This window comes from Corynebacterium marambiense (assembly GCF_016342275.1).
GTDB classification, from domain to species: Bacteria; Actinomycetota; Actinomycetes; order Mycobacteriales; family Mycobacteriaceae; genus Corynebacterium; species Corynebacterium marambiense.
Window position 1 is genome coordinate 193,865 of the sequence record NZ_JAEIOT010000016.1, and the last position, 21,679, is coordinate 215,543.

The window sequence follows — 21,679 nt, forward strand, 5'->3', positions numbered from 1 at the left end:
GATCAGTTAGCCGTCACTTCGGGGTTGAGACGGCGCCGGAGGGAGCTGGTGAACCTCTGCGAGAGTTTGAATGACTGGGTCGGCAGTTGTCCGCTGGCGGGAATGACAAGGAAGATCATCTGCCGCATGTAGCTGTACTCCTCGACGGTGAAGGTCACTGTTGCCCGACCCGACGAGGTAGGCGCATAGTCGATCCGGTATCGGTCAAGCCCGGCCCCGACGATGTCTCTGAGCTCGTACCAGATACTCTCATCGCGCTCACCGACCCGCTCTAGTTTAATCCCCGCATTCCGGAGGACGTCAGCGGATTCCTCCGCCGCCTCCGACACCTCGTCGAACGTGAGGGACGTCTCCTCGGAGAACTCCACCAGCTCATACTTTTTCGCGAGGGACATGAAGGTGGTTCCCTCGAAGCGGTCATCGACTCCTTCTGCCGGGATGGTCGCCTCATAGGCGGTTCTCGCCTTCAGGGCCATGCCACCGAATACGGCGGCAACCAACAGTGCCATGATGATGTCGCCGTCCTTGAGACAGAGCAGGACGAAGATCCCCCCGATCCCGACGACACCGTAGAAAACCCACTTCAATACCTGATTGATGGCCTGATTCATGACGATCCTTAACCGGGAATTCCCGTGTTTGCTGCTGCGCGGATCCGCGACAGGGCGGCGACACACTCCCGGCGATCCCCCACTGCGACCACCGGAGCGACTGCCTGAAAACCGCCCGACCGGCGGATATGGTTCATCACCGAGTCAACGCCGATTCTCAGGTACTGACAATCGGGTGACCCCGGACGAGGTTCACAGGTAGACGAACTCAAGCCACCCCCTACCAGTACTTTCCGGTGTTCATGAGGCCGCTCCCCTCCACCGGTATCGTCCTCCGGAACACGCCCGTCCTCCGACCTCTCTTTTCCCGGGGCGCCCCACACCGGACCCCGCAGGATCCTGAACTGCCGCTCATGCCCGCGGCACCGGAGCATTAGAGTGGAGACCATCCTCCCGTCCGACCTCGTCCCAGTCCACGGAGACACACCACACATGACCACCACCATCGTCGCCTGGGGTTTCACCGGCCCGGCACTGCTCACCATCGGACGGGCCGCAGATGAACTGGCCCGGGAGCACGGCATCCGCCTGATCCGCGTGCCACTTGACGATGATCTTCCCCCGGAGGCCGACGTGGTGTGGGTCCAGGGCGCGATGAGCCCGGTGCTCGGCGAACGGGTCATGGCTGCGGCCGGTCGACGGCCCCTCTTCTCCTCCCCGCCGGTGGCGCAGTCCCTCCAGATCGCCACGGCACACGGCACCGGGATGGGGCGTCCACCACGCGATCCTTCGCCGGAGGCGCGGATAGCGCTCGCACTGCGCCTGGTCACACCGGGCCGACTGGTGTACGCGGGCCGACTGTCGGCCCTAGTCGCGGGCCACACCGATATCGACCCGGGACCGATGCCCGACGACATCCCACGCGGGCTCTTCGACACCGGTCGCGGGCCAGAGCACCCGGTGGGCACCTGCGGGATCATCGGCACCGGCCTGAACGTCGCCGCGGGGGACGACAGCTACCTGCGCACGGTCGCGGAAGCCCTACACCGGCGGGGCGTCGACACCCGCACATGGCTCGGTTCCCCGGAGGACATGCCGTCAGACGTGAAGAGCCGGGTGGACGTGTGGCTGAATCTCACCGGCTTCACCGCCTGCGGCAACCACGGTGCACCCGCCACCGACAGAGGAGTGGCGCTCGCGGAGGAGACGGACGCACCGTTACTCACCCCGGTCCCCCTGCAGCGCGGCACGCTGTCGGACTGGCACGCGGACCCCGGGCCGGTCGGCCTGTGGCCCGCGGCGGTGAGCATGAACATCGCCGTGCCCGAGTTGGAGGGCGCCACCGTGCCGTGGGTGTTCATGGGCCGCGACGCGGACACGAACCACCTCACCCCAGACGAGACGGCTGTCCGGCGTCTGGCGGAACGGGTACGCCGCACCATCGACCTAAGCCGGGCACGGCCCGCGGACCGGAAGGTGTCGGTGACGATCTTCGGCTACGACGGCGACGGCACCATCGGCACCGCCGCGCAGCTCGATGTCTTCGCCTCCCTGCACGCACTCCTGCGCCGACTGAAGGATGAGGGCTACACCGTCGAGGTACCGGACACCGTCGAGGAACTGACGGACATCCTCGTCGGCGACGGCGCCGGTGGGGCACGCTCGCAGGCCAGCGAACTCGCCCGCTGGCGGGCCACCGAGTACGCGAGGGTGCTGGGTGAGCACGTCGCGCGCATCGACGGCCCCTGGGGGCGGCTGCCCGGGACCGTGGACACCGACGGCCGCGACCTGATCATTCGGGGAGCCCGCTTCGGCAACGTCATCGTTGGCGTGCAGCCGCAGTTCGGGGACGTCTCCGACCCGGCCGAGCTGCTCATGGCGAACGACTCCACGCCGTCGCACAGTTTCGCGGCCTACTATCTCTGGCTGGAACACGTCTTCGGCCACGACGTGATGCTGCACTTCGGCACCCACGGCGCGCTCGAGTTCATGCCCGGCCGCCAGACCGGGCTCGCCGCCGCCGACTGGCCGGTCCTGCTCACCGGCTCCGTTCCGCACCACTATCTGTATGTGATGGCGAATCCGGGCGAGGGCACCATCGCGAAACGACGCGCTGCGGCGAGCCTCATCACCTACCTCACCCCGCCGCTGGCGGACGCCGGACTGTACGGCGCACTGGACGAACTGGCCGAGCTTCTCGACACCCACCTGTCCTCCGGCGCGGAAACCGGACCTGTGCCACAGGAGATCGTCGACGCCGCGCTCCGCGCCGACTTCACCGAGGACCAGGCACAGGATCCGGCCGTACTGCGGCGCGAACTGGAACGGGTACGCCGCTCCCCCATTGCCCTCGGCCTGCACACCGTGGGTCGTCCGATGGAGCAGCGGCAGACGGCCCGCTCCCTGGAACTCGCCGCCACGTACCTCGCGGACACCGGCGAGGCGGAGCGCACCGCGATCCTCGCCGACCTGGGGGAGAAACTGCAGTCCAACACCGAGCTGGACGCGCTCATCCGGGCACTCGCGGGCGGCTACACCCCGCCCGTCGTCGGCGGTGACCCGGCACGCCGCCCCGACGCCCTGCCGACGGGGAGGAACCTGCACGCCATCGACCCTGTCTCCGTCCCCTCCGCCTCCGCCATCGCGCGGGGCAGGAAGACGGCGGAGCAGCTCATCGCCGCGCACGTCGACACGCACGGGAGCTTTCCGGAGTCGGTGGCGATCGTGCTGTGGGGCATCGACAACATCAAGACCGGCGGCGAGGGCCTCGCCCAGGCGTTCGCGCTACTCGGCGTGGAACCGGTCGCCGGACCCCGGGGCCGCGTGGACACCTTCCGCATCCTTTCCCCCGAGGAGCTGGGCCGCCCCCGCGTGGATGTGGTGTGCACCCTGTCCGGCGTGTGCCGCGACGTGCTGCCGCAGCCGGTGCAGCTCCTCGACGAGGCGGTGCGCGCCGTCGCGGCTCTCGACGAACCCGACGAACTCAACCCCCTGGCCGCCCACGCCCGCGCCCACGCCGAGGAGATGGACACCACGGCGGTCGAGGCCGCAACCCGGATCTTCTCCGCAGCGGCCGGGTCCTACGGCACCGGGGTGAACAAGCTGGTGCAGGCCGGCGACTGGGACGGCGAGGAGGATCTCGCCGAGATGTACCTGACCCGCATGGGCCACGCCTGGGGCACCGGCGCCGACGGTGCGGACGCGGGCACTGTTCTGCGCAAGGTGCTCGGCACCGTCGACGCGACCTTCCAGAACGTCGACTCGGCGGAGACCTCCATCGCCGGAATCGACCACTACTTCGAGTTCCTCGGCGGGGTGACCAGTGCGATCACGCAACTCCGGGGCGACGCGCCGGCGTCCTTCGTCTCCCAGTCGTGGGCGGCCGACGTCAACGTCGGCACGCTCCGGGACGCGATGCAGCTCGAGTCACGCACCCGACTGCTCAACCCGAAGTGGGTCGAGGGGCAGCTCGCCCACGGCTACGCCGGAGTCGCGCAGGTTCGGACCAGGCTCGAGAACACCTTCGGCATGCAGGCCACCACCGGCACCGTCGACGGCTGGGTCTTCGACCGCGCCGCCGAGAACCTCCTCCTCGACGAGGACATGCGTGGGCGTATGCAGCGGGCCAACCCAGCGGCGGTGAACTCCATGACCAACCGCCTGCTCGAGGCCGCCGACCGGGGACTGTGGGACGCCGCCCGGGACACGCTCGACCGGTTGGAGGACATCGCCGACCAGTTGGATGGGGTGCTGGAGGGTATCGAGGAGATGTGAGCGGGGACGGAGCCCGGGAATGCAGCGCCTGGGCATGCTGACGTCCTTCCAGCCGGCCCCATTTGGCCAGCCATCTCGAGAGTGTCACCTATCCCTGCGGCAGGCCCTCCCGCTCGTTGCTCTGCAGCTTCTTCAACTCGCCATGAGCGTCTTCGACCGAGGCAGACTGTGTGTTCGTTGCTTCAATGTACTGTATTCCGAGCATCAGATCTTGTGGGACGATACTCCCAACGCGCTCCAACAACTGTGACGGCCTGCTAGTCCGAACAGCTCGCCTCCATAGGGGGTCGGGTACCAAGCGCACGGCACACTCATCCACCGCATCAGGTGAACTTCTGCTCATTAGTTGATGTTTCTTCCTCGAACTAGAACGGACGAAACCAAGATCACCCGCTCAGTGGACTCCATACCCACTCCGCGAAACAAGAAAGACCTCATCAAGAAAGCTGTGGACTCTGTCTCCATCGACGGAAAATCAACAAATAGCGGCAGGAATACACCACCGCCCAACGCTGTAGCGAGTTTGAAAGGACCATCACCTCCGAGATCCTCTTACCTCTGTCCCGCTTCACCCCCACCGGTGACCACGATAGAAAGAAGCAGGACGTCATCGACCTGCCCCGCACACTTCAGACGATTCCACGACCTCAGCGACCACCGCGAAAAATCAGGAGTTGGCTGGGGTATCAATGCCGACGCGGAATCTCTCCGGTTCGGGGTGACACCCCGTGGTATTCCCCCTCCGGAATCATCGCCCGCTACCCAATGTCAGGATTCGTCCACTATCCGGTATCGCGTGCTACGCACGCCCTGGTGTCCCTCCATGAGAACAAAACCATCCCGCATTGGCTGAGTCAGGGCATAGCGCACCTGTCCCACACTGAGGTTCGTTCTCTCTGCAAGTTCTCGGATCGTCACAGCCGTGCCGCTACGAACCAGTTCGGATACAACCGCTTCCTCATTCTTTGTCGGTACCGAGCTGCGGGGAAGAGAGCGACCTGGCCGCTGGGTTCCCTGCGACTGCGGATTCCGCACAGAAACCGAGTCCTCCGCACATTTCCGCCCGGAAGCGATCGAAGGCGACGGAACTGGAGCGGCCGGCAACGAATTGTCTTGCCGCCCGGGCCGCCACAAACGCGCCGTAAACTGGACGCCGGTGTCACTGAGCTGTGGGGGCGGTAATTCACGCGCAGCTACCGACCGGATCACTTCCCGGATGCCACCACCCTCACCTTCAATGATGGATGCTCCATCATTCTCCGTCTTCAACCGTTTCGCGATCTGATAAAGCCTCTGATTCACCGCAGCCTGCGCATGTTCCATACTTTCCAACTGCGCGAGAGACACCCCGCGGAGCCCACCTGGGCTTTGAATGAACAAGTTCTTGTCGGTGAGTCGAATCTGAATCTGCTTACCGACGCCCATCGTGTGCGGCCCCAGGTCACGGTGGACAAGGGCGTTTGCGACCAGTTCACGGACCGCATTGAGCGGTAGTTCCGGAACCTCCTCCATATGCCCATCGTTCCGGTAGCGGCGTATGACGTCGATGTTTCTCAGTACCCACTCCATGATTTCTTCCAACAACACCGGCAACGGTCCGTTGAAATCGTGGAGATTACGGGTCCGGGCTTTTCCCTCTCCACCGCTCAATTGGACGGCTGCGGTTACCGTCAGAGTCGGGTACCGACCCTGCGGATAAGCGCCCAGCGCATAGAACCCCGCGAGCGTCGGCTCTCCCGACGCAGTGAGGACATTCGTCCATTCCAAGATCTGCTGATCGGTCGCGTCGTACAACCGTCGGTCCTTCGAGCGTGTTGCAGCGACATATCCAGAGACGAGCTCCGGAACCAGGTCGTCCAGGCTTCGACCCACTACCGGCTGGATATCATAATCCATGCGTTCGTCGGCATGCAGCTTCGCTACCTCGATCATGCGAATCTCATGGGGCTGCATACGATAGTCCCCGTCCGCTTGACGCAGATAGGCACGATCTTTCACGTAGGCGGGTTTATCCGTGATCCGCAACGGCGATACGTGCACGATGAGGATCTTTTTGCCGCTGATCGACACATCCTGAAAGTCAAGGTACGGTGCCGGTTCGACCGTTTGGCGCGCCGTCGAAACAACCCCAGCTTCCATTTCTGCGATATCTGATACACCAACGACATCGAAACGCCCACCATTTTCATCCACGCCAAGCACGATGGTTCCCCCGTCGGGCATATTGGCGAAGGCACACAGCGTCTCCGCCAGCTTTGGCAGTCCACCGGCCGCGCGCTTCACCTCAACAGAGGTGGTATCCCCTCGGCGTGCACGCATCTCGTCGAGGATCCGTTCCACGTCTGCCACTGTCCACCGCATACCCACACACTACAACTCACACTATGAAAATTTAGAGTGTGATAGAAGCTACAAGGTCAAACCTGTACAAAAACAGTCCAGCAACCAGCACATTTACCCACGCCCCCACCACCTACCACGTTTTCACACTGCGACCACACACTGCAAGAAAATTGCACTGTGAACATGACTCAAGCTTCGGCCCAGCATCGAAAAACACCGACAACCCGTAACCACCTGCGAGAACGGAACAGGGCAAGAAATCCCGCACTTATCGTCCCCACTGTAAAAAGTCACACTGTGGGCCAAAAGTACGCCTCCGCCCCACAGTGAACACCACTACCGTGCCTTGAGAAGTACATTCCCCCACCGGGTTTACACTGGCCGCGTAGCTGTTAGTTTCCAGTCATCTTCGTTAGGAGCCCCTGACCAGTGCCCACTTACCCGTTCACCGGAATCGTCGGCCAGGACGAGATGAAGTCCGCCCTGCTGCTGTGTGCCGTGGATCCACTGATCGGCGGCGTGCTCGCGCTCGGCGACCGGGGCACGGGCAAGACCACCACGGTGCGTGCCCTCGGTGCCCTTCTGGAAGGGGCGGGGCTGAGCACTCCGGTGGTGGACATGCCGCTGGGTGTGACGGAGGACCGGGTGATCGGTTCCCTCGACATCGATGCCGCCCTCGCGCGCGGGGAGACGAAGTTCCGCCCGGGGCTGCTGGCCGACGCGCACGGCGGTTTCCTCTACATCGACGAGATCAACCTGCTGGACGATCACCTGGTGGACGTGCTCCTCGATGTCGCGGCGTCCGGGGTGAACATCGTGGAGCGTGAGGGCGTGTCGCACACCCACCCGGCGCGGTTCGTGCTCGTGGGGTCGGGAAATCCGGAGGAGGGTGATCTGCGGCCGCAGTTGCAGGACCGGTTCGGGTTGGCGACGTGGGTCACCACCATCACCGATCCCGCGGTCCGCCTGGAGATCGTGCGCAACCGTCTGGCCTTCGACCGTGACCCGGATTCCTTCCTGGCGTCCATGTCCGCCCGGCAGGGTGCGCTGGGTGAGCGGGTGGTGGCCGCCCGCGACCTGCTACCCGAGGTGACGCTTGATGACGGACTGCTCGCACGGATCATCGAGGTTTGTGCCGCGGCGGGCACCGTCGGGCACCGGGCTGAACTCGTGGTCAGTCGGGCGTCCGCGGCGCACGCCGCACTCGATGCCAGGACCTCGGTCGAGGATCGGGACGTGCATGCCGTCGCGAAGCTGTGTCTGCGGCATCGTGTCGCCCGCGAGGCCTTCGAGACGCCCGCGGACGTGGAGGAACGGCTGGATTCGGTGCTGGCGTGATCTCCTCCGAGCTGCGCCGCTGGTTGGATGCCTGGGCCCGTGCACCGCGGGTGGGGCTGGTGGTCACCGGAGACCCGGCCCTCATCGACGCCGCCTGGCCAACGCTCCGGGAACTGGCCGGGGGTGTGTCGGTCACGCCCGGGATGGAGCTTCCGGAGATCAACCGGACCACCGGGTCCACGCCGACGGCGGTGGTGGCGCACGGTGATGTGCTCGCCACGGAGCAGGCCGCCGCGATCACGAGCCCCCGGGTGCTCGCCCGCGCCACCGACCTGAATGAGGTGCCAGGCGCGCTGCTGGACCGCTGCCACCTGATCCTCCCGCTGACAGGCGATGGTGACGATGACCCGGTCGCGGTGCTCCGTTCGCTTCTCGACGGCGTCCCCACGCTCAGCACCATCAGCGACAGTGCCGCCACCGCACCTTCCCGCGTGGAGGTTCCGGTCGAACAGATCGTGGACCTTCTCACCGCCTCCGGCCTCGCGGCCCACTGTCTCGACGTCCCCGCCGCACGTTTCGCCACGGCACTCGCCCGGACCGGTGCCGGTGCCGATGAAATCCTCGCCGCGGTACACGCGCTGATCATCGCACCCCGGGTTCCGGACGCCCCGCCGCCAGCGCAACAACCGCCACCACCCGAGGAGCCGACAGAGGAAACAGAGCCTCCGGAGGACACAGAGCCGGATCAGGAACCGGAAGAGAAGCCGGAACCGCCGCGTCCCCGGGATGCGGAGAAACCGGCGCAGGACGCTGACGAAGAGCAGACCACTCCCCCGCCGCCGCGGCTCGGCCGCGGACGCGCCCGTGGACCGCGCTGGCCAGGTGGTGGGGGCGCACTCGAGCCCTCCCGCACGCGTGGCCGACCACGGAGATCCGTGGCGATGAGGAATCCGGGGGACTCCCTCGCGCTGTTGCCGACGCTCGCGACTGCGGCACCCTGGCAGCCTGTCCGGCGACGCGCGACCCCGGACGATCCCCGCGGTGTACTCCTGGAACGGGACGATCTGCGTACCCAGGTGCGTCTGTCCCGGGGCGGTGAGCTGGCCGTCATCGTCGTCGACGCCTCTGGCTCGATGGGTGTCGGGGCGATCCGCACGGCGAAGGCCGTGGCACTGGGAGTACTGGAACAGGGCTACCGGCAACGCAACCGGGTGGCGATAGTCATCGCCCGCGGCCGGGAGGCCTACCTCGGGCTTCCCCCGACGAAGTCCGTCTCCCGCGCCCGTGACTGCGTGCGTTCCCTGCCCACCGGCGGCGGTACACCACTGGCCTCGGCGCTACTGCTGGCGGCCCGGGTGGCCGGACGACAGGATCCCGAGAGGGTCCGCGCGCTGATCCTCACGGACGGTGCCGCGAACATCGGCCTCCACGCAACGGGGAAGGAGGCCGCCCGCGCCGATGCCGTGCAGGCCATGCGACTGCTCGCATCCGCAGTCAGCGGCGTCGATGTCGTTCCGCTGAACGCAGGCCGGGGCCGACGCCGACGGACCGGCACCGGGGACATCGGGTGGCTCCGGGCGGCTGCGGGGAGGTGATGGTGCGGGACCATTGGCCGGGGTCGTGACTCGACTTCATCCCCGGTGCTCCCGACCAGCAGCTCTCGCATCAGTTCACCGGGGTGCGGTCAGATACCGGTGACGTCGGTGATCCACTGACGTTCCGCGTCCGAGATGGACATGAACGTGTTGGTGTTCGATCCCGGCCAGTAGGCGACGGTCACACCGGACAGCACACCGTTGCAGATGAGTGATCCTCCGGAGTCTCCCGTGTTGAGGAACCCACCGTTGTGTCCCTTTCCACGGAGTTGAGACGAGTTGGAGCTCGTGATGTTGGTGCGGGCTGTGGTGATCCGGACATTCAATCCACGCTGGTGCTTGGCGTATGCCCCGTTCGCGTAGAAATCGTCCTTCCAGAGTCCGTATCCGTAGGCGATGCAGCTGGCGTTCTTCAGGTCTTCCGCCTGTCCACCCGACCGCAGGTAATAACTGGGTGCCCAGGACTGAGCCAGGCCGGGGGCATGGACCAGTGCCAGGTCCTTTTTCGAGTCAGGATTGGTCACGATTTCATCGACCGAGGAATTCGATCCGGAGTAGTTCTCGGTGTTCCAGTTGATGTTCGGATTACCCCACACCACCCGGGTGGAATCCGTGTTGACTCCGATATCGTTCACACAATGTTTCGCGGTGAGCACCCATCCTTGGCCGATGTGGCTACCGCTACACAGGAGATCGGCGGCTTTATACCCGTAGGCCCAGAGCTTCACGGTGGCCCCCTGATTCGAGTTGAATCCACCGACGACCGCCTGCGCAGGGACAATCGACGACATAACAAGTGCAGTTCCAACTGCGGTCGATAGGGCGACCCGTCGGAACATCTTCAGAAAACTGCTCATGGTGCGCTTTCCTTCACATGACGTAGGTGACGTAGTCACTGTGACGGACGCCTTCAGCGGAAGATCCCCGTCACTGATGGATGAAGCGAGCACGCAGCCCGGGGCTACCATCCCGGACTGCCCAGGTCACAGTGCACAATGGCCTGTAAAGTAGCTCACTTGCGACACTACAGTGATAGCACGTGCTTTGCTATGCCTGTTTCGGCACATTTCGGCTGTTTCACGCTTGCAGATGGCTGCATCCTCAGATCGGCAGGGCCGACCGCGAGTCCCCGGGGCGTGCCGAGCAGAAGACGTGGCCCGGTATCCGGGGACCACACGAATATCCCCCTCCGATCACCTACTGTCCGGCCGCACACCAGTCAATCAAAAGCTGTTGTCGAGGCCGCGTATTTCAGTGTCCTCTGCCGAGTTGGTGGGTCATGCGCTCCGGATGCCCACCTCCCCGATCCTCGTGGGCGGCGTGATCCGGGACCCGGATAACCGAATCCCTAAGGCGTATAATTTTTGTTACGTCCGGTTGACTCATCGGACTTGTTTCCTGCATGCGGTTGAGACAGGTCCCTCCATCTCCGGGCGTCCGTCCGGCACCCCGGGCGGTACGTGGACCTGCCGGATCACACCTGGTGATCCAGAAAGTTGGAAAGAAACCATGACGCACAGAATGATCTTCAACCAGACGTCCTACTTCGGGCGTGGTGCGATCTCGAATCTGGTTCCCGAACTGCGTTCCCGCAATCTGAACAAGGTTCTGCTGATCACGGACGCCATTCTCTTGGAGACGGGTGTCACGGCGAAGATCACCGATCTTCTCGACGAAGCCGAATTCCCCTACGAGATCTTCAGCGATGTCCGTCCCAATCCCCCGGTGGAGAACGTCAAGGCCGCGGTCGAGGTGTTCAAGCAGTGCGGTGCCGACGCGTTGATCGGTCTCGGTGGTGGTTCCCCGCAGGATACCGCGAAAGCGGTCGGTATCATCGCGGCAAACCCAGAGTTCTCCGATGTCCTTTCCCTTGAGGGCGTGGCGGACACGAAGAATCCGTCCATCCCGATCATCGGTATCCCAACCACGGCAGGTACCGCTTCGGAGACGACGATCAACTACGTCATCACCGACACCCAGAATCAGCGGAAGTTCGTGTGCGTCGACCCGCACGATATTCCGCTCCTCGCCATCGTCGACCCGGATCTGACGGACTCCATGCCACGAGGGCTGAAGGCCGCCACCGGCCTCGACGCCCTCACGCACGCGATCGAGGGATACATCACCAAGGGTGCCTGGGAGCTGTCCGACTCCGTCCACATGACCGCCATCCGGATGGTTGCGGCAAACCTGGAGAAGTCCCTCGACGGCGATGCGGAGGCCGGCGAGAAGATGGCCTACGCCAGCTACATCGCGGGCATGGGCTACTCCAACGTCGGGCTCGGGCTCGTCCACGGTATGGCTCATCCGCTCGGCGGCCGCTATCACGCACCCCACGGGGTGGCCAACGGTATTCTCCTGGCGCCGGTGATGCGCTACAACGCCGAGTACTCCGGGGAAAAGTACCGCGACATCGCCGACGCATTCGGTGTGAAGAATGCCTACGATATGCCCCTCGATGAGGCACGCAAGGCTGCGTGTGACGCTGTCGCCGATCTGACCGTCCGGGTCGGCAACCCGACCAGGGTCTCCGAGATAGGTGTCGATGAGACGGGTCTCGACGCACTCGCTGACGATGCCTTCGCTGACGTCTGCACCCCCGGTAATCCGCGCGAAGCGACGCGGGACGAGATTCGGGAGATCTACGCCTCGCTGCTCTGATCTCTGTTTCCTTTACCCGCGGGTTAAGGAGGGGAAAGGACGGACCGCCCAGGATCCATGATCCCAGGCGGTCCTTCTTTATGGCACCGGTTCCTTCGGTCACTTCGAAGAACCGCGCCGGTAGCTCCTAGAGCTTCGGGAGGTTGAAGTGTCCGAGGAGTCCGGTCTGGACTGCGTGGACCAGTCCACCGATGAGTGCACCGAGGGCGGCGAGCACACCGAGGATGGCGAGCAGTCCGCCGCCGACGAAGGCGTTGGATCCCTTCACGTCAGAGGATCCTGGAACCTCCGAGGAACCCTTGATGTCGGTCGAGCCGTTGCCTGCACGGTCAACGGTGACCTTGTAGATGGTGTCGTTGTCGCCGAAGTCCCGCGACGGCTTGGTGGTGATGAATACGTTGCCGTTGCCGTCGGTGGAGAGCTGGTTGGGCAGGTAGTCGATCCGGCGGGTCGCGGTGACCTTGAAGGTCTTCGGGTCGATCAGGTTCACCGTGGCGCCGAGGCGGTTGATGGAGTAGACCACGTCATTGACTGAATCGTAGAGCACATCCAGCGGGCTAGCTCCGGTGGTGATCGTGGAGATAACCGTTCCGGTGTTCAGGTCGATGACCTTGACCCAGGAAGGCGCCTGCGTGGCGACGTAGAGGCGGTTACGCTTGCTGTCGTAGGCGACACCAGCACCACGATCCCCCTGGACCTCCGGGTTGCCAAGGTCGTAGGTGGTGACCTTGTTGTCGGCGCCAAGCTCGATCTTCGCGGCCGTCTTTCCGGTGAAGTCAACGGTGTAGATCGTGCGGCTGGCCTGATCGAGATTCAGCTCCATCGGCCCCTTCTGGAAGTTCGGGATCGAGATCGAGCCCTTCTCCTCCAGAGTTTTACCGTCGAAGATGCGAATGTTGTTCTCGGAGACATCTGACGTGTTCTTGGAGGTCACATCACCGACATAGACGAGGCTGGTCGTTTCATCAACAACGATGTCACGCGGGTGGGACATGCCCGACACGTTGACGGGGAAGGCCTTCTTCACGTTTCCGGTGGTGGCATCGTACGCGGTGACAGAACCACCGAGGGTACGCCCGACCCACAGGGTGTTGTTCTTCTCGTCAACGGCAATACCGAACGCCCTGTCCTCGCGGGGAGTGACCTCGCCTTCGGGGGTGACGATCGGGTTGAAGTTCGGGTCAACCTCGAGGGTATCGGGATTCAGCTTGAGGATCTGGGAGTGCTCATCGAGGTTGAACGGCGCGCGGGTGACGAACAGAGCATTGAGGCCCTTCGAATACACGGACTGGTAGAGGCCGGGGCTGACCTTCTTTTCCGCGAGGACGTTGATCCTGCTCTCATTCATCGCGTCAACAGCCGGGGTCACACCATTGCGGCGGGCGACGAGGGTCTTCTCGGTACCGTCGATGAGCCGCAGCGTAGCACCAATACCCTTGCCGATGAGCGACTCATCGTTGGGGATATTGACCTCGGGGACGACGATGGCTCCGTCATCGTCAGCGGTGTACGTGACCCCGTCCGGAAGCCAGTTCTGGCCTTCGACACCGACAGCGACCAGAGTCGCACCGGGTTCAAGGTTCTGCAACGTCGCGGTGACAGTGCTTCCGAGGGAGGTGTACTCGATGGCGGGAGCCTCGGTGCGCCCGAAAAGGACGGACTGACGGGCAGCACGGCCACCGACGAATTCAACGTCGATGCTACGGGCCACATCACCGGCGGTGAACATGACGGGAAGGGTTGCGCCGTCGGTGTCCTTCGATGACGGCGTCATCACCACGGCCTCCAACGCCCCGGTTTCGGAGGCCTTCACCGAATCAACTGCGGTGCCCTTGCCTGCGACGACGACGAAGAACTGTGCGGCCTTTCCGCCGACGGTCACGGTTACGTCCGCACCGTTGGGGAAGGTGCCTTCGCCCGCGGACACGGTGGCCACGGCAACGGTTCCCCGGTTGATTCCGGTAGCGGTGACGGTTGTGGCTTCCGGGGCAGCCGTAGCCTCGACAGCAGTGTTTTCCTGCGCCAGGGCGTTCGGTGCGGTGACAGCGATGCCGCCGGCGAGAAGAGTGGTGGTGACCAGTGCGGCAAGAGCCCGCCGACCGGAACGGTGATGTGGCATTACGCTCACGAAAAACTCCTATAGAGGTTGTCTTCAACATGGGAAAGCGCCTGAGGGACGGCACAGCAAGAATCCAGCCACCCTTAGCAAAGGCTAAGCTAATCGCATGTCGGAGCGTGGGGCAACCTCAGCTCCACGGCAGTGTCCGGAATCACAGACCCATACCTCGCCCACAAACCCATTCGAGCCACCACTCGCCCCACATCCGCACGACGTCATTCCCCGGCAACCCCACTTGCTAGGCTTGTGCATCATGAAACGGAAACCGGGCATCACCAAAGTCGAACTGACGGTCGCGAGCATCGCGTTCGCGCTTGTGCTGTCGTGGTCAGCTGGCTTCATCGACACCGCCCACCCGTTTGCATCACTCGGCTACGTGGTATTCACCTCGGCGCTCTCCATCCTCGTATTCGCACTGGTCACCAAGGGCTACAACCATTTCTTCCGATACCGCGAGAAATAGTCTGCACCGCACGGACTCCACAGTACTTCAACACCGCGACACGATCCGGCAACATCCAGACATCGGGGATCCGCATACCCCCCCACCCATAGCCTCCGGCCGGAACCTCCCAAAAAGGCCGGACAGCGTTCGGTAGAACACCGGGCCTCCCGGTACGATCTGACCACGCTCCAGCCGGATCCAACGGCCCCTCCAGCAATCCTCCCCGGAGGTTAGATCCGGAGGTCAGTAAGGCCCCGGAGATGCCACGTCTGCACACGGAAAGAGATCAAACCGGCCAGGAGCGGGGAAAACCAACCCCTGCGCGATGCGACCTATCACCGGGCACCGACACGCGCCGATACTCCACCGACCGCAGACGTTCACGGAGACACCCTCATGCTGGACACCCACAGAACCTTCCCAACATGCCCCATCCGGCCACTGCCATCAGCATTGCGCCACCGGAGGCGCCACCCCCTGGCGGACATCAGGGAATAGCTACCCAACCCCACCCCGGTCGACACTAGCCCGCGCACCCTTCACTGGGGCCACCCCAGCTCAAGTGCAACCCACACGACCCGGATGCGGTTCCGCCCCCCCCCCACACCAGGCGCGCACCCGCACGCAGTTCCACGCAGGACACACCCGCGGAGAAGTGGCGCAGGATTGTGAATGTTAACGCTATCAGCCCTGTTTCAGAACCCCTTTCCCCTAAGAGAAAATCCTAGAAAGTCCGCCCGAACTGCACAAATAATGCAGTGATACCGGTCACCCTTGACAGGATCCCCCGCCTAACGCCACACTCATACTAAGAACGTTCACATAAGTGGACGAACACAGGATGTTGCGCTTGAAGTTGCTGTTGATAGCGCACCAACCGAATGGGATCGTTCACACAACCTGGAAAGGATCCATCATGACCAACCATCCGGCAATCGGTATCCGCCCCCTCATCGACGGTCGTCTCGGCGGCGTTCGGGAGTCCCTGGAGGACCAGACCATGGAGCTCGCGCACAACGTCGCGAAGCTGCTGCGCGAGAACGTCCGCTACACCGACGGCGAGCCGGTCGAGGTCGTCATCGCCGACACCACGATCGGTGGCGCTGCGGAGGCCGCCGCCTGCAAGAGGAAGTTCGACGCCCACAACGTCGGCGCCGACCTGACCGTCACCTCCTCCTGGAACTACGTCACCGAGGTCATGGACCTCGATCCCTCCATCCCCCACGCCATCTGGGGCTTCAACGGCACCGAGCGTCCCGGCGCGGTCACCCTCGCCGCCGCACTGGCCGCCTACACGCAGCTGGGCATCCCGGCCTTCGGCATCTACGGCCACGATGTCCAGGACGCCTCCGACGACGGACTGACCGATGACGTCGTCGCGCAGATCCTCAAGTTCGCCCGGGCCGCCATCGCCGTCGGCCAGATGAAGGGCCGCAGCTACCTCGCCATGGGCACCGTATCCATGGGTATCGCGGGCTGCCGCGTCCCCGAGGTCGACATCCTCAAGTACCTGGGCCTGAAGTCCGAGTACATCGACATGATCGAGTTCGACCGCCGGATAACCCAGGGCATCTACGACAAGGACGAGTACGAGATCGCCCGCAAGTGGGTGCGGGAAAATCTCGTCGAGGGCGAGAACCCCAACCCCGAGGACAAGCGTCTCACCGAGGCCGAGTACGAGGAGCAGTGGGACTACATCACCAAGATGACCCTCGTCGCCAACGACCTCATGAACGGCAATCCGAAGCTCGCCGAGATGGGCTTCGCCGAGGAGGCCCACGGTCACGACGCCATCGCTGCCGGCTTCCAGGGACAGCGCCAGTGGACGGACTACAAGCCCAACGGCGACCTGCTGGAGACCATCCTCAACACCAGCTTCGACTGGAACGGCAAGCGTCAGCCCTCCATCCTCGCCACCGAGGGCGACGTGCTCAACGGCCTGGCCATGCTGCTCAACAACCTGCTGACCAACCGCTCGCAGCTCTTCAGCGACGTGCGCACCTACTGGTCGCCGGAGGCGGTAAAGCGGGTCACCGGATACGAGCTCAGCGGACACGCTGCCAACGGTTTCGTTGACCTGCGCAACTCCGGTGCCACCGCGCTCGATGGCGCCTGCGGCGCCAAGGACGCCGACGGCAACCCCACCATCAAGCCCTGGTGGGAGATGACCGACGAGGACATCGAGGCCGACATCAAGGCCAGCACGTTCCACGCGGCCATCAAGGAATACTTCCCGGGCGGCGGCTTCTCCACCCACTTCAACACCCCGGGTGACCTCCCCGTCACAGCTTCCCGCCTGGTGATGGTCGACGGCCTGGGTCTCGCTCTCCAGGTCTCCGAGGGCTGGACGGTCATGGTTCCCGACGAGGTCCGCGACACCATCGCCGACCGCACCAACCCCACCTGGCCGACCACCTTCTTCGCCCCGCGTCTCACGGGCGAGGGCGCACACCGCAGCGTCTACGACTGGATGGACAACTGGGGCGCCAACCACACGGCGACCGGCTACGGCCACTTCGGCGACGAGCTGCTGACCCTGGCATCGATGCTCCGCATCCCGGTGTTCATGCACAACATCGAACCCGAGCGCATCTTCCGCCCGCGGGCATGGTCCAGCTTCGGCACCACCGATCTGGAGAGCGCGGACTTCCGGGCCTGCGCGAACTTCGGACCCCTGTACCGCTGATCCCCTGTCCATCCCCTCACTGAAGTAAGGAAGACTGTCATGTCCCCGAGCCAGTACGCCGCCGTAGCTCTCGATCTCGGTTCCTCCAACGGTCGCGCGATCGTCGGAGTGCTCAACGGCGGAACCCTGAAAATGCAGGAAGCCCACCGTTTCCCGCATAAGGTGGACACCGTTGACGGCGCGCTGGCCTGGGACATCGACCGTCTCTTGGACGGCGCGATCGCCGGAATCACCATCGCCCGTACCCGGGTCCCGATTGCGATCGACTCCATCGGTGTGGATAGCTGGGGCGTCGACTACGCGCTCGTCAAGAAGGACGGGCAGGTCGCGCTCCCCGTGCGGTCCTACCGCGACACGCGGATGGCGGAGCACCGCGAGAAGTTCAACGAGGCACTGCCCGCGGAACGGGCCTTCGCCCTCACCGGTATCCAGCCCGCAGACATCAACACGGCGAACCAGTTGTTCGCCGATCTCCGGCAGCACCCGGAACTCGTCGACTCCGTCGAACGGGTCCAGCTGCTCCCCGACTACTTCGCGTCCCTGCTGTGCGGGGAACAGGCCCACGGCCGCGCGATCTCATCGACCACCGGTCTGGCCACTCCGGGGGCCGCCACATGGTCGGAGGAGGTGCTCGACGCACTCGGAATCCCCCGGCTATGGTTCTCCGACATCTCCCGGGACTCGATGGTCCTCTGTCCGGAGACCATCACCGGGATCCCCATGGTCCGGCCCGGCGGACACGACACCGCCTGCGCCGTCCACGCCATCCCGCACGACGAAGTGTCCGCCGAGGAGTCGGTGTTCATCTCCTGCGGCTCCTGGACTCTGGTCGGCGCCTGCACCGACGAACCCGTACTAAGCGACGCCTGCTTCACCAGCGGCTTCACCAACGAGGTCCGTATCGACGGCGGCATCCGCCTCCTCAAGAACATCACCGGGTTGTGGATCCTCCAGGACTGCATGCGCGCATGGCAGCAGGCGGGGAAGAGCACCGACCTCCCGGCGCTCCTGGTCTCCGCGGAATCCGCCCCCAGCATGAAAATGGTCTTCGACCCGAACGACGAGGTGTTCACCACGCCCGGGGACATGCCCGCGAAGATCCACGCCCGGATGCGGGAACTGTACGGACGGGAGCCGGAAAGCACCGGCCAGCTCATCCGTCTCATACTCGAGTCATTGGCCATTGCGCACGCCACCGCGATCTCCGAGGTCACGGACCTGACCGGGACCCGGCCCAAGGTCGTGAACATTGTCGGCGGCGGCTCCCGCAACGGCCTGCTCTGCCAGATGACCGCCTCCGCGACGGGACTGCCGGTCTTGAGCGGCCCCGCGGAGGCCTCCGCGGCGGGCAACCTGCTCAGCCAGTTCGAGGCGATCGGCGCGATCGAACCGGGTGAACGCGACGGAATCATCCAGCGTTCGTTCACCCCGCTCCGCTTCGAACCACGTGACCCGACCCGCTGGAACGACATGCGCAGGCGCCTCGCAGAGGTCAAGTAACGCATCCGGTGCCACCCAAGGCACCACATCACCAATCTCATCCGATGAAAGGAACACCCCAAATGTCCCACACCGAGTACTCCCACCAGGAACTGCGTGAAGCCATCTGCAAGGTGGGTTACATGCTGTGGTCGCGGACCATGGTCGCCGCCAACGACGGCAACATCACCGCCAAGGTCGACGACAACCACATCCTCTCCACCCCGACCGGCGTCTCCAAGGGACAGCTCACCCCGGACAAGCTCATCCTCATGAACCTGGACGGCGACATCGTCGAACCCGCTCCGAGCGGCATCCACAAGCCCACCAGCGAAGTGAAGATGCACCTGCGGATGTATCGCGTAAACCCCGACATCAAGGCCTGCGTGCACGCCCACCCGCTGCACGGCACCGCCTTCGCCATCAAAGGCGAGGCGCTGACCAAGAAGATGATGCCCGAATCGGTCATCGCCATGCCGGAGATTCCGCTGGCTCCCTACGGAACCCCGTCGACCGAGGCCGTCCCGGATTCTGTGGAGCCCTTCGCCTTCACCCACAAGGTCGCCCTCCTGGAGCAGCACGGCGCTCTGAGCTGGGGTTCCGACGTCTGGGACGCCTACTTCCAGATGGAGCGCCTGGAGTACACAGCACAACTGACCTTCCTCACCCGCCTGATCAACGGCGAACGCGAACTGCCCGCAGATGAGATCGAGAAGCTCATCGGCATGCGTGCCCAGTACGGACTCTAGAGGTCCCCTCACCCCCTTCCCTTCCGGACCTTGAAGGACAAGACCATGACGCATTCATCTCCACCCACCGCATCCGTCGCGAGCACTCAACCTCCTCGGACGAAACCGATCGTTTACGTGTTCGCCGTTCTCGGCGGCCTCGCAGGTCTGCTGTACGGCTACGACTCCGGTGCCATCTCACTGGCGCTGCCGGACATCACGCGCCAATTCGGATTGAATCCGACCGCCGAAGGCCTGATCGTCTCCTTCCTGCTCTTCGGTGCGCTCCCCTCCATCGCAGTCGCCACGGCCTTCGAGAAGAAGATTGAACGCCGTAATCTCCTGGTGATCGGTGCCGCAATCTTCGGTGTTGGGTCATTGGGCTGTGCAATGGCGCCCAACCCCGAGACCCTGATGGCGTTCCGTTTCATGCTCGGCATGGCGGCAGGTATCGCCAACATGTTCGGCCTGATCTACCTCTCGGAGATCGCCCCGGCACACCTGCGCGGCATGATGGCCTCGTTGTACCAGCTCTCCGTCAACTTCGGCATTCTGACCTCCTACGCAGTCGGCCACTACTTCTCACTCACGGACCGCTGGCAGTGGACCCTGGGTCTCGGCCTCGTCCCGGCCCTCATCTTCGGCATCGGGATGGCCCTCTCGCCCCAGTCCCCGCGGTGGTTAATCCGGGACGGGCAGATCGAACGTGCCCGGAAGACCCTCGCCCGGGTCCGGGAGACAAAGGAAGAGGTAGACCGTGAGGTCGCCGACATCCAGAAGTCCCTGGAGCAGCAGAGCGCCGGGATGAAGGAACTGTTCGGCACCTTCCGTCCCGTCGTCATCCTCGCCTTCGTCCTCGTCATCTTCCAAGTGTTCACCGGTATCAACGCGGCCGTCTACTACGCACCGAAGATCTTCGAGCACCTGGACATGGGTGCCAACGCCGGTATCGCCGCGAACTACGGCGTCGGTATCGCGCTGGTCGTCTCCACCTTCGTCTCCCTGGCATTCATCGACCGGTGGGGACGAAAGAAGCTGCTGACGGTTTCCCTGGCGGGCCAGATCCCGCCGCTGCTGATCCTCACGTTCTTCGCGGAATCGAACGCCACGCTCGCCGTCATCGCGGTCTTCCTCTTCGTGTTCTCCTTCGGGTTCGGACTCGGCCCGGTGTTCTGGACCTATGTCCCCGAGATCTTCCCGCTGCGCGCACGCGCGCTGGGCGTCGGCATCATCACCTTCGCGCAGTACACGATGAACGCCCTACTGTCGCTCATCTTCCCCGATCTCATCGCCGCCATCGGCACCTGGGTGTTCTTCCTCTTCGCCATCATGAGCGGCCTCGCCGTCTGGTTCATCCTGACCCAGGTCATCGAGACCAAGGGCAAGTCCCTGGAAGAGATCGAGGAGTACTGGCAGGAGCGGGCGGACATCCCCGCCGAGGCACTGGTCACCAAGTAATCCGCTGATCTGACCGATACCAACTAGGAGTATCCACCATGCTGAACAACATCCCGAAGATCCTGAGTCCGGATCTCGTCCATGTGCTCATGGACATGGGGCACGGTGAGGAGATCGTCATCGCCGACGCCAACTTCCCAGGAGCCGAATTCAACGACCACGTCCTCCGGGCCGACGGACACGGCATCCCTGAGATCCTTGAGGCAATCCTCAAACTCATGCCGCTCGATCCCTACAACGACTGGCAGTTCGCACTGATGAACACGCTCGGCGATGATCCCACCCCGGAGATCTGGCCGACCTACCGGACGATCATCGAGAACGCCGAACCTGAACACCACACCGAGGGCCACTTCGACCGCTTCGATTTCTACGACCAGGCGCGAAAGGCCCGGGCCGTGCTCATCACCGGCGAGACTGCCCTCTACGGCAACATCATCCTAAAGAAGGGGGTCGTCGTCTAAACCGACGGAGCCGATGTTCCACGGCGTCCCACGAATCCTGACTGGGTTCTGTGGGGCGCCGTATATTCGTTTCCGTACCCCGATTACACTGGAGGTTC

Annotated in this window: 14 protein-coding genes; 10 read left to right on the forward strand and 4 right to left on the reverse strand. The window is 63.9% G+C overall.

Translation table 11 applies throughout. The annotated features are described in order from the left end of the window. Positions 1–2: 2 nt before the first annotated feature. Entirely contained in the window at positions 3–611 is a 609-nt protein-coding gene (locus JDV76_RS12235) for a hypothetical protein (protein WP_198737177.1), read from the reverse strand. 432 nt (positions 612–1,043) lie between these two features. On the opposite strand from JDV76_RS12235, the gene JDV76_RS12240 reads away from it, so the two are divergent. Continuing rightward, the gene (locus tag JDV76_RS12240; protein WP_198737178.1) at positions 1,044–4,325 is read left to right on the forward strand and encodes a cobaltochelatase subunit CobN; all 3,282 of its coding nucleotides are present in this window, start codon (positions 1,044–1,046) and stop codon (positions 4,323–4,325) included. Positions 4,326–5,093: 768 nt separating this feature from the next. Here the strand turns inward: JDV76_RS12240 and JDV76_RS12245 are convergent. Continuing rightward, positions 5,094–6,665, reverse strand: coding sequence for an RNA-binding domain-containing protein (locus JDV76_RS12245; RefSeq protein ID WP_198737179.1), 1,572 nt, complete (start codon positions 6,663–6,665; stop codon positions 5,094–5,096). 432 nt (positions 6,666–7,097) lie between these two features. On the opposite strand from JDV76_RS12245, the gene JDV76_RS12250 reads away from it, so the two are divergent. Next, complete coding sequence (locus tag JDV76_RS12250) at positions 7,098–8,006, forward strand: magnesium chelatase ATPase subunit I (RefSeq protein WP_248140698.1); 909 nt, start codon at positions 7,098–7,100, stop codon at positions 8,004–8,006. Beyond that, positions 8,003–9,541, forward strand: a complete 1,539-nt coding sequence (locus tag JDV76_RS12970) for a VWA domain-containing protein (RefSeq protein WP_198737180.1) — start codon at positions 8,003–8,005, stop codon at positions 9,539–9,541. Before JDV76_RS12250 ends, JDV76_RS12970 begins: the two co-directional genes overlap by 4 nt. Positions 9,542–9,630: 89 nt before the next feature. Here the strand turns inward: JDV76_RS12970 and JDV76_RS12260 are convergent, their stop codons facing one another. Continuing rightward, the gene (locus tag JDV76_RS12260; protein WP_198737181.1) at positions 9,631–10,398 is read right to left on the reverse strand and encodes a trypsin-like serine protease; all 768 of its coding nucleotides are present in this window, start codon (positions 10,396–10,398) and stop codon (positions 9,631–9,633) included. A gap of 652 nt (positions 10,399–11,050) precedes the next feature. Between JDV76_RS12260 and fucO the strand changes: the two genes are divergently transcribed. Then, the gene (fucO, locus tag JDV76_RS12265; RefSeq protein ID WP_198737182.1) at positions 11,051–12,202 is read left to right on the forward strand and encodes a lactaldehyde reductase; all 1,152 of its coding nucleotides are present in this window, start codon (positions 11,051–11,053) and stop codon (positions 12,200–12,202) included. Positions 12,203–12,329: 127 nt separating this feature from the next. Here fucO and JDV76_RS12270 read toward each other — a convergent pair whose 3' ends face one another. Beyond that, positions 12,330–14,330 carry a YncE family protein gene (locus tag JDV76_RS12270; protein WP_198737183.1) on the reverse strand — a complete coding sequence of 667 codons (2,001 nt, stop codon included), beginning with the start codon at positions 14,328–14,330 and terminating at the stop codon, positions 12,330–12,332. A 244-nt stretch (positions 14,331–14,574) separates the two neighbouring features. Here JDV76_RS12270 and JDV76_RS12275 point away from each other — a divergent pair, with 244 nt between their 5' ends. From JDV76_RS12275 to JDV76_RS12300, 6 genes are all read left to right on the forward strand, one after another. Continuing rightward, positions 14,575–14,784, forward strand: coding sequence for a hypothetical protein (locus JDV76_RS12275; protein ID WP_198737184.1), 210 nt, complete (start codon positions 14,575–14,577; stop codon positions 14,782–14,784). 898 nt (positions 14,785–15,682) lie between these two features. Continuing rightward, positions 15,683–17,452, forward strand: coding sequence for an L-fucose isomerase (locus JDV76_RS12280; protein WP_198737185.1), 1,770 nt, complete (start codon positions 15,683–15,685; stop codon positions 17,450–17,452). A gap of 39 nt (positions 17,453–17,491) precedes the next feature. Continuing rightward, positions 17,492–18,952 carry a rhamnulokinase gene (locus JDV76_RS12285; RefSeq protein WP_198737186.1) on the forward strand — a complete coding sequence of 487 codons (1,461 nt, stop codon included), beginning with the start codon at positions 17,492–17,494 and terminating at the stop codon, positions 18,950–18,952. A gap of 62 nt (positions 18,953–19,014) precedes the next feature. Continuing rightward, positions 19,015–19,680: a class II aldolase/adducin family protein gene (locus JDV76_RS12290; protein ID WP_198737187.1), complete on the forward strand. Its 666-nt coding sequence runs from the start codon at positions 19,015–19,017 to the stop codon at positions 19,678–19,680. A 45-nt stretch (positions 19,681–19,725) separates the two neighbouring features. Then, positions 19,726–21,117, forward strand: coding sequence for a sugar porter family MFS transporter (locus JDV76_RS12295; RefSeq protein WP_198737188.1), 1,392 nt, complete (start codon positions 19,726–19,728; stop codon positions 21,115–21,117). Positions 21,118–21,155: 38 nt separating this feature from the next. Continuing rightward, positions 21,156–21,581: an RbsD/FucU family protein gene (locus tag JDV76_RS12300; protein ID WP_198737189.1), complete on the forward strand. Its 426-nt coding sequence runs from the start codon at positions 21,156–21,158 to the stop codon at positions 21,579–21,581. Positions 21,582–21,679: the final 98 nt, after the last annotated feature.

Coding starts and splice junctions, on each gene's coding strand:
- JDV76_RS12235 (WP_198737177.1), bottom strand. CDS start 611: ATGAATCAGGCCATCAATCAGGTATTGAAGTGGGTTTTCTACGGTGTC.
- JDV76_RS12240 (WP_198737178.1), top strand. CDS start 1,044: ATGACCACCACCATCGTCGCCTGGGGTTTCACCGGCCCGGCACTGCTC.
- JDV76_RS12260 (WP_198737181.1), bottom strand. CDS start 10,398: ATGAGCAGTTTTCTGAAGATGTTCCGACGGGTCGCCCTATCGACCGCA.
- fucO (WP_198737182.1), top strand. CDS start 11,051: ATGACGCACAGAATGATCTTCAACCAGACGTCCTACTTCGGGCGTGGT.
- JDV76_RS12275 (WP_198737184.1), top strand. CDS start 14,575: ATGAAACGGAAACCGGGCATCACCAAAGTCGAACTGACGGTCGCGAGC.
- JDV76_RS12280 (WP_198737185.1), top strand. CDS start 15,683: ATGACCAACCATCCGGCAATCGGTATCCGCCCCCTCATCGACGGTCGT.
- JDV76_RS12285 (WP_198737186.1), top strand. CDS start 17,492: ATGTCCCCGAGCCAGTACGCCGCCGTAGCTCTCGATCTCGGTTCCTCC.
- JDV76_RS12290 (WP_198737187.1), top strand. CDS start 19,015: ATGTCCCACACCGAGTACTCCCACCAGGAACTGCGTGAAGCCATCTGC.
- JDV76_RS12295 (WP_198737188.1), top strand. CDS start 19,726: ATGACGCATTCATCTCCACCCACCGCATCCGTCGCGAGCACTCAACCT.
- JDV76_RS12300 (WP_198737189.1), top strand. CDS start 21,156: ATGCTGAACAACATCCCGAAGATCCTGAGTCCGGATCTCGTCCATGTG.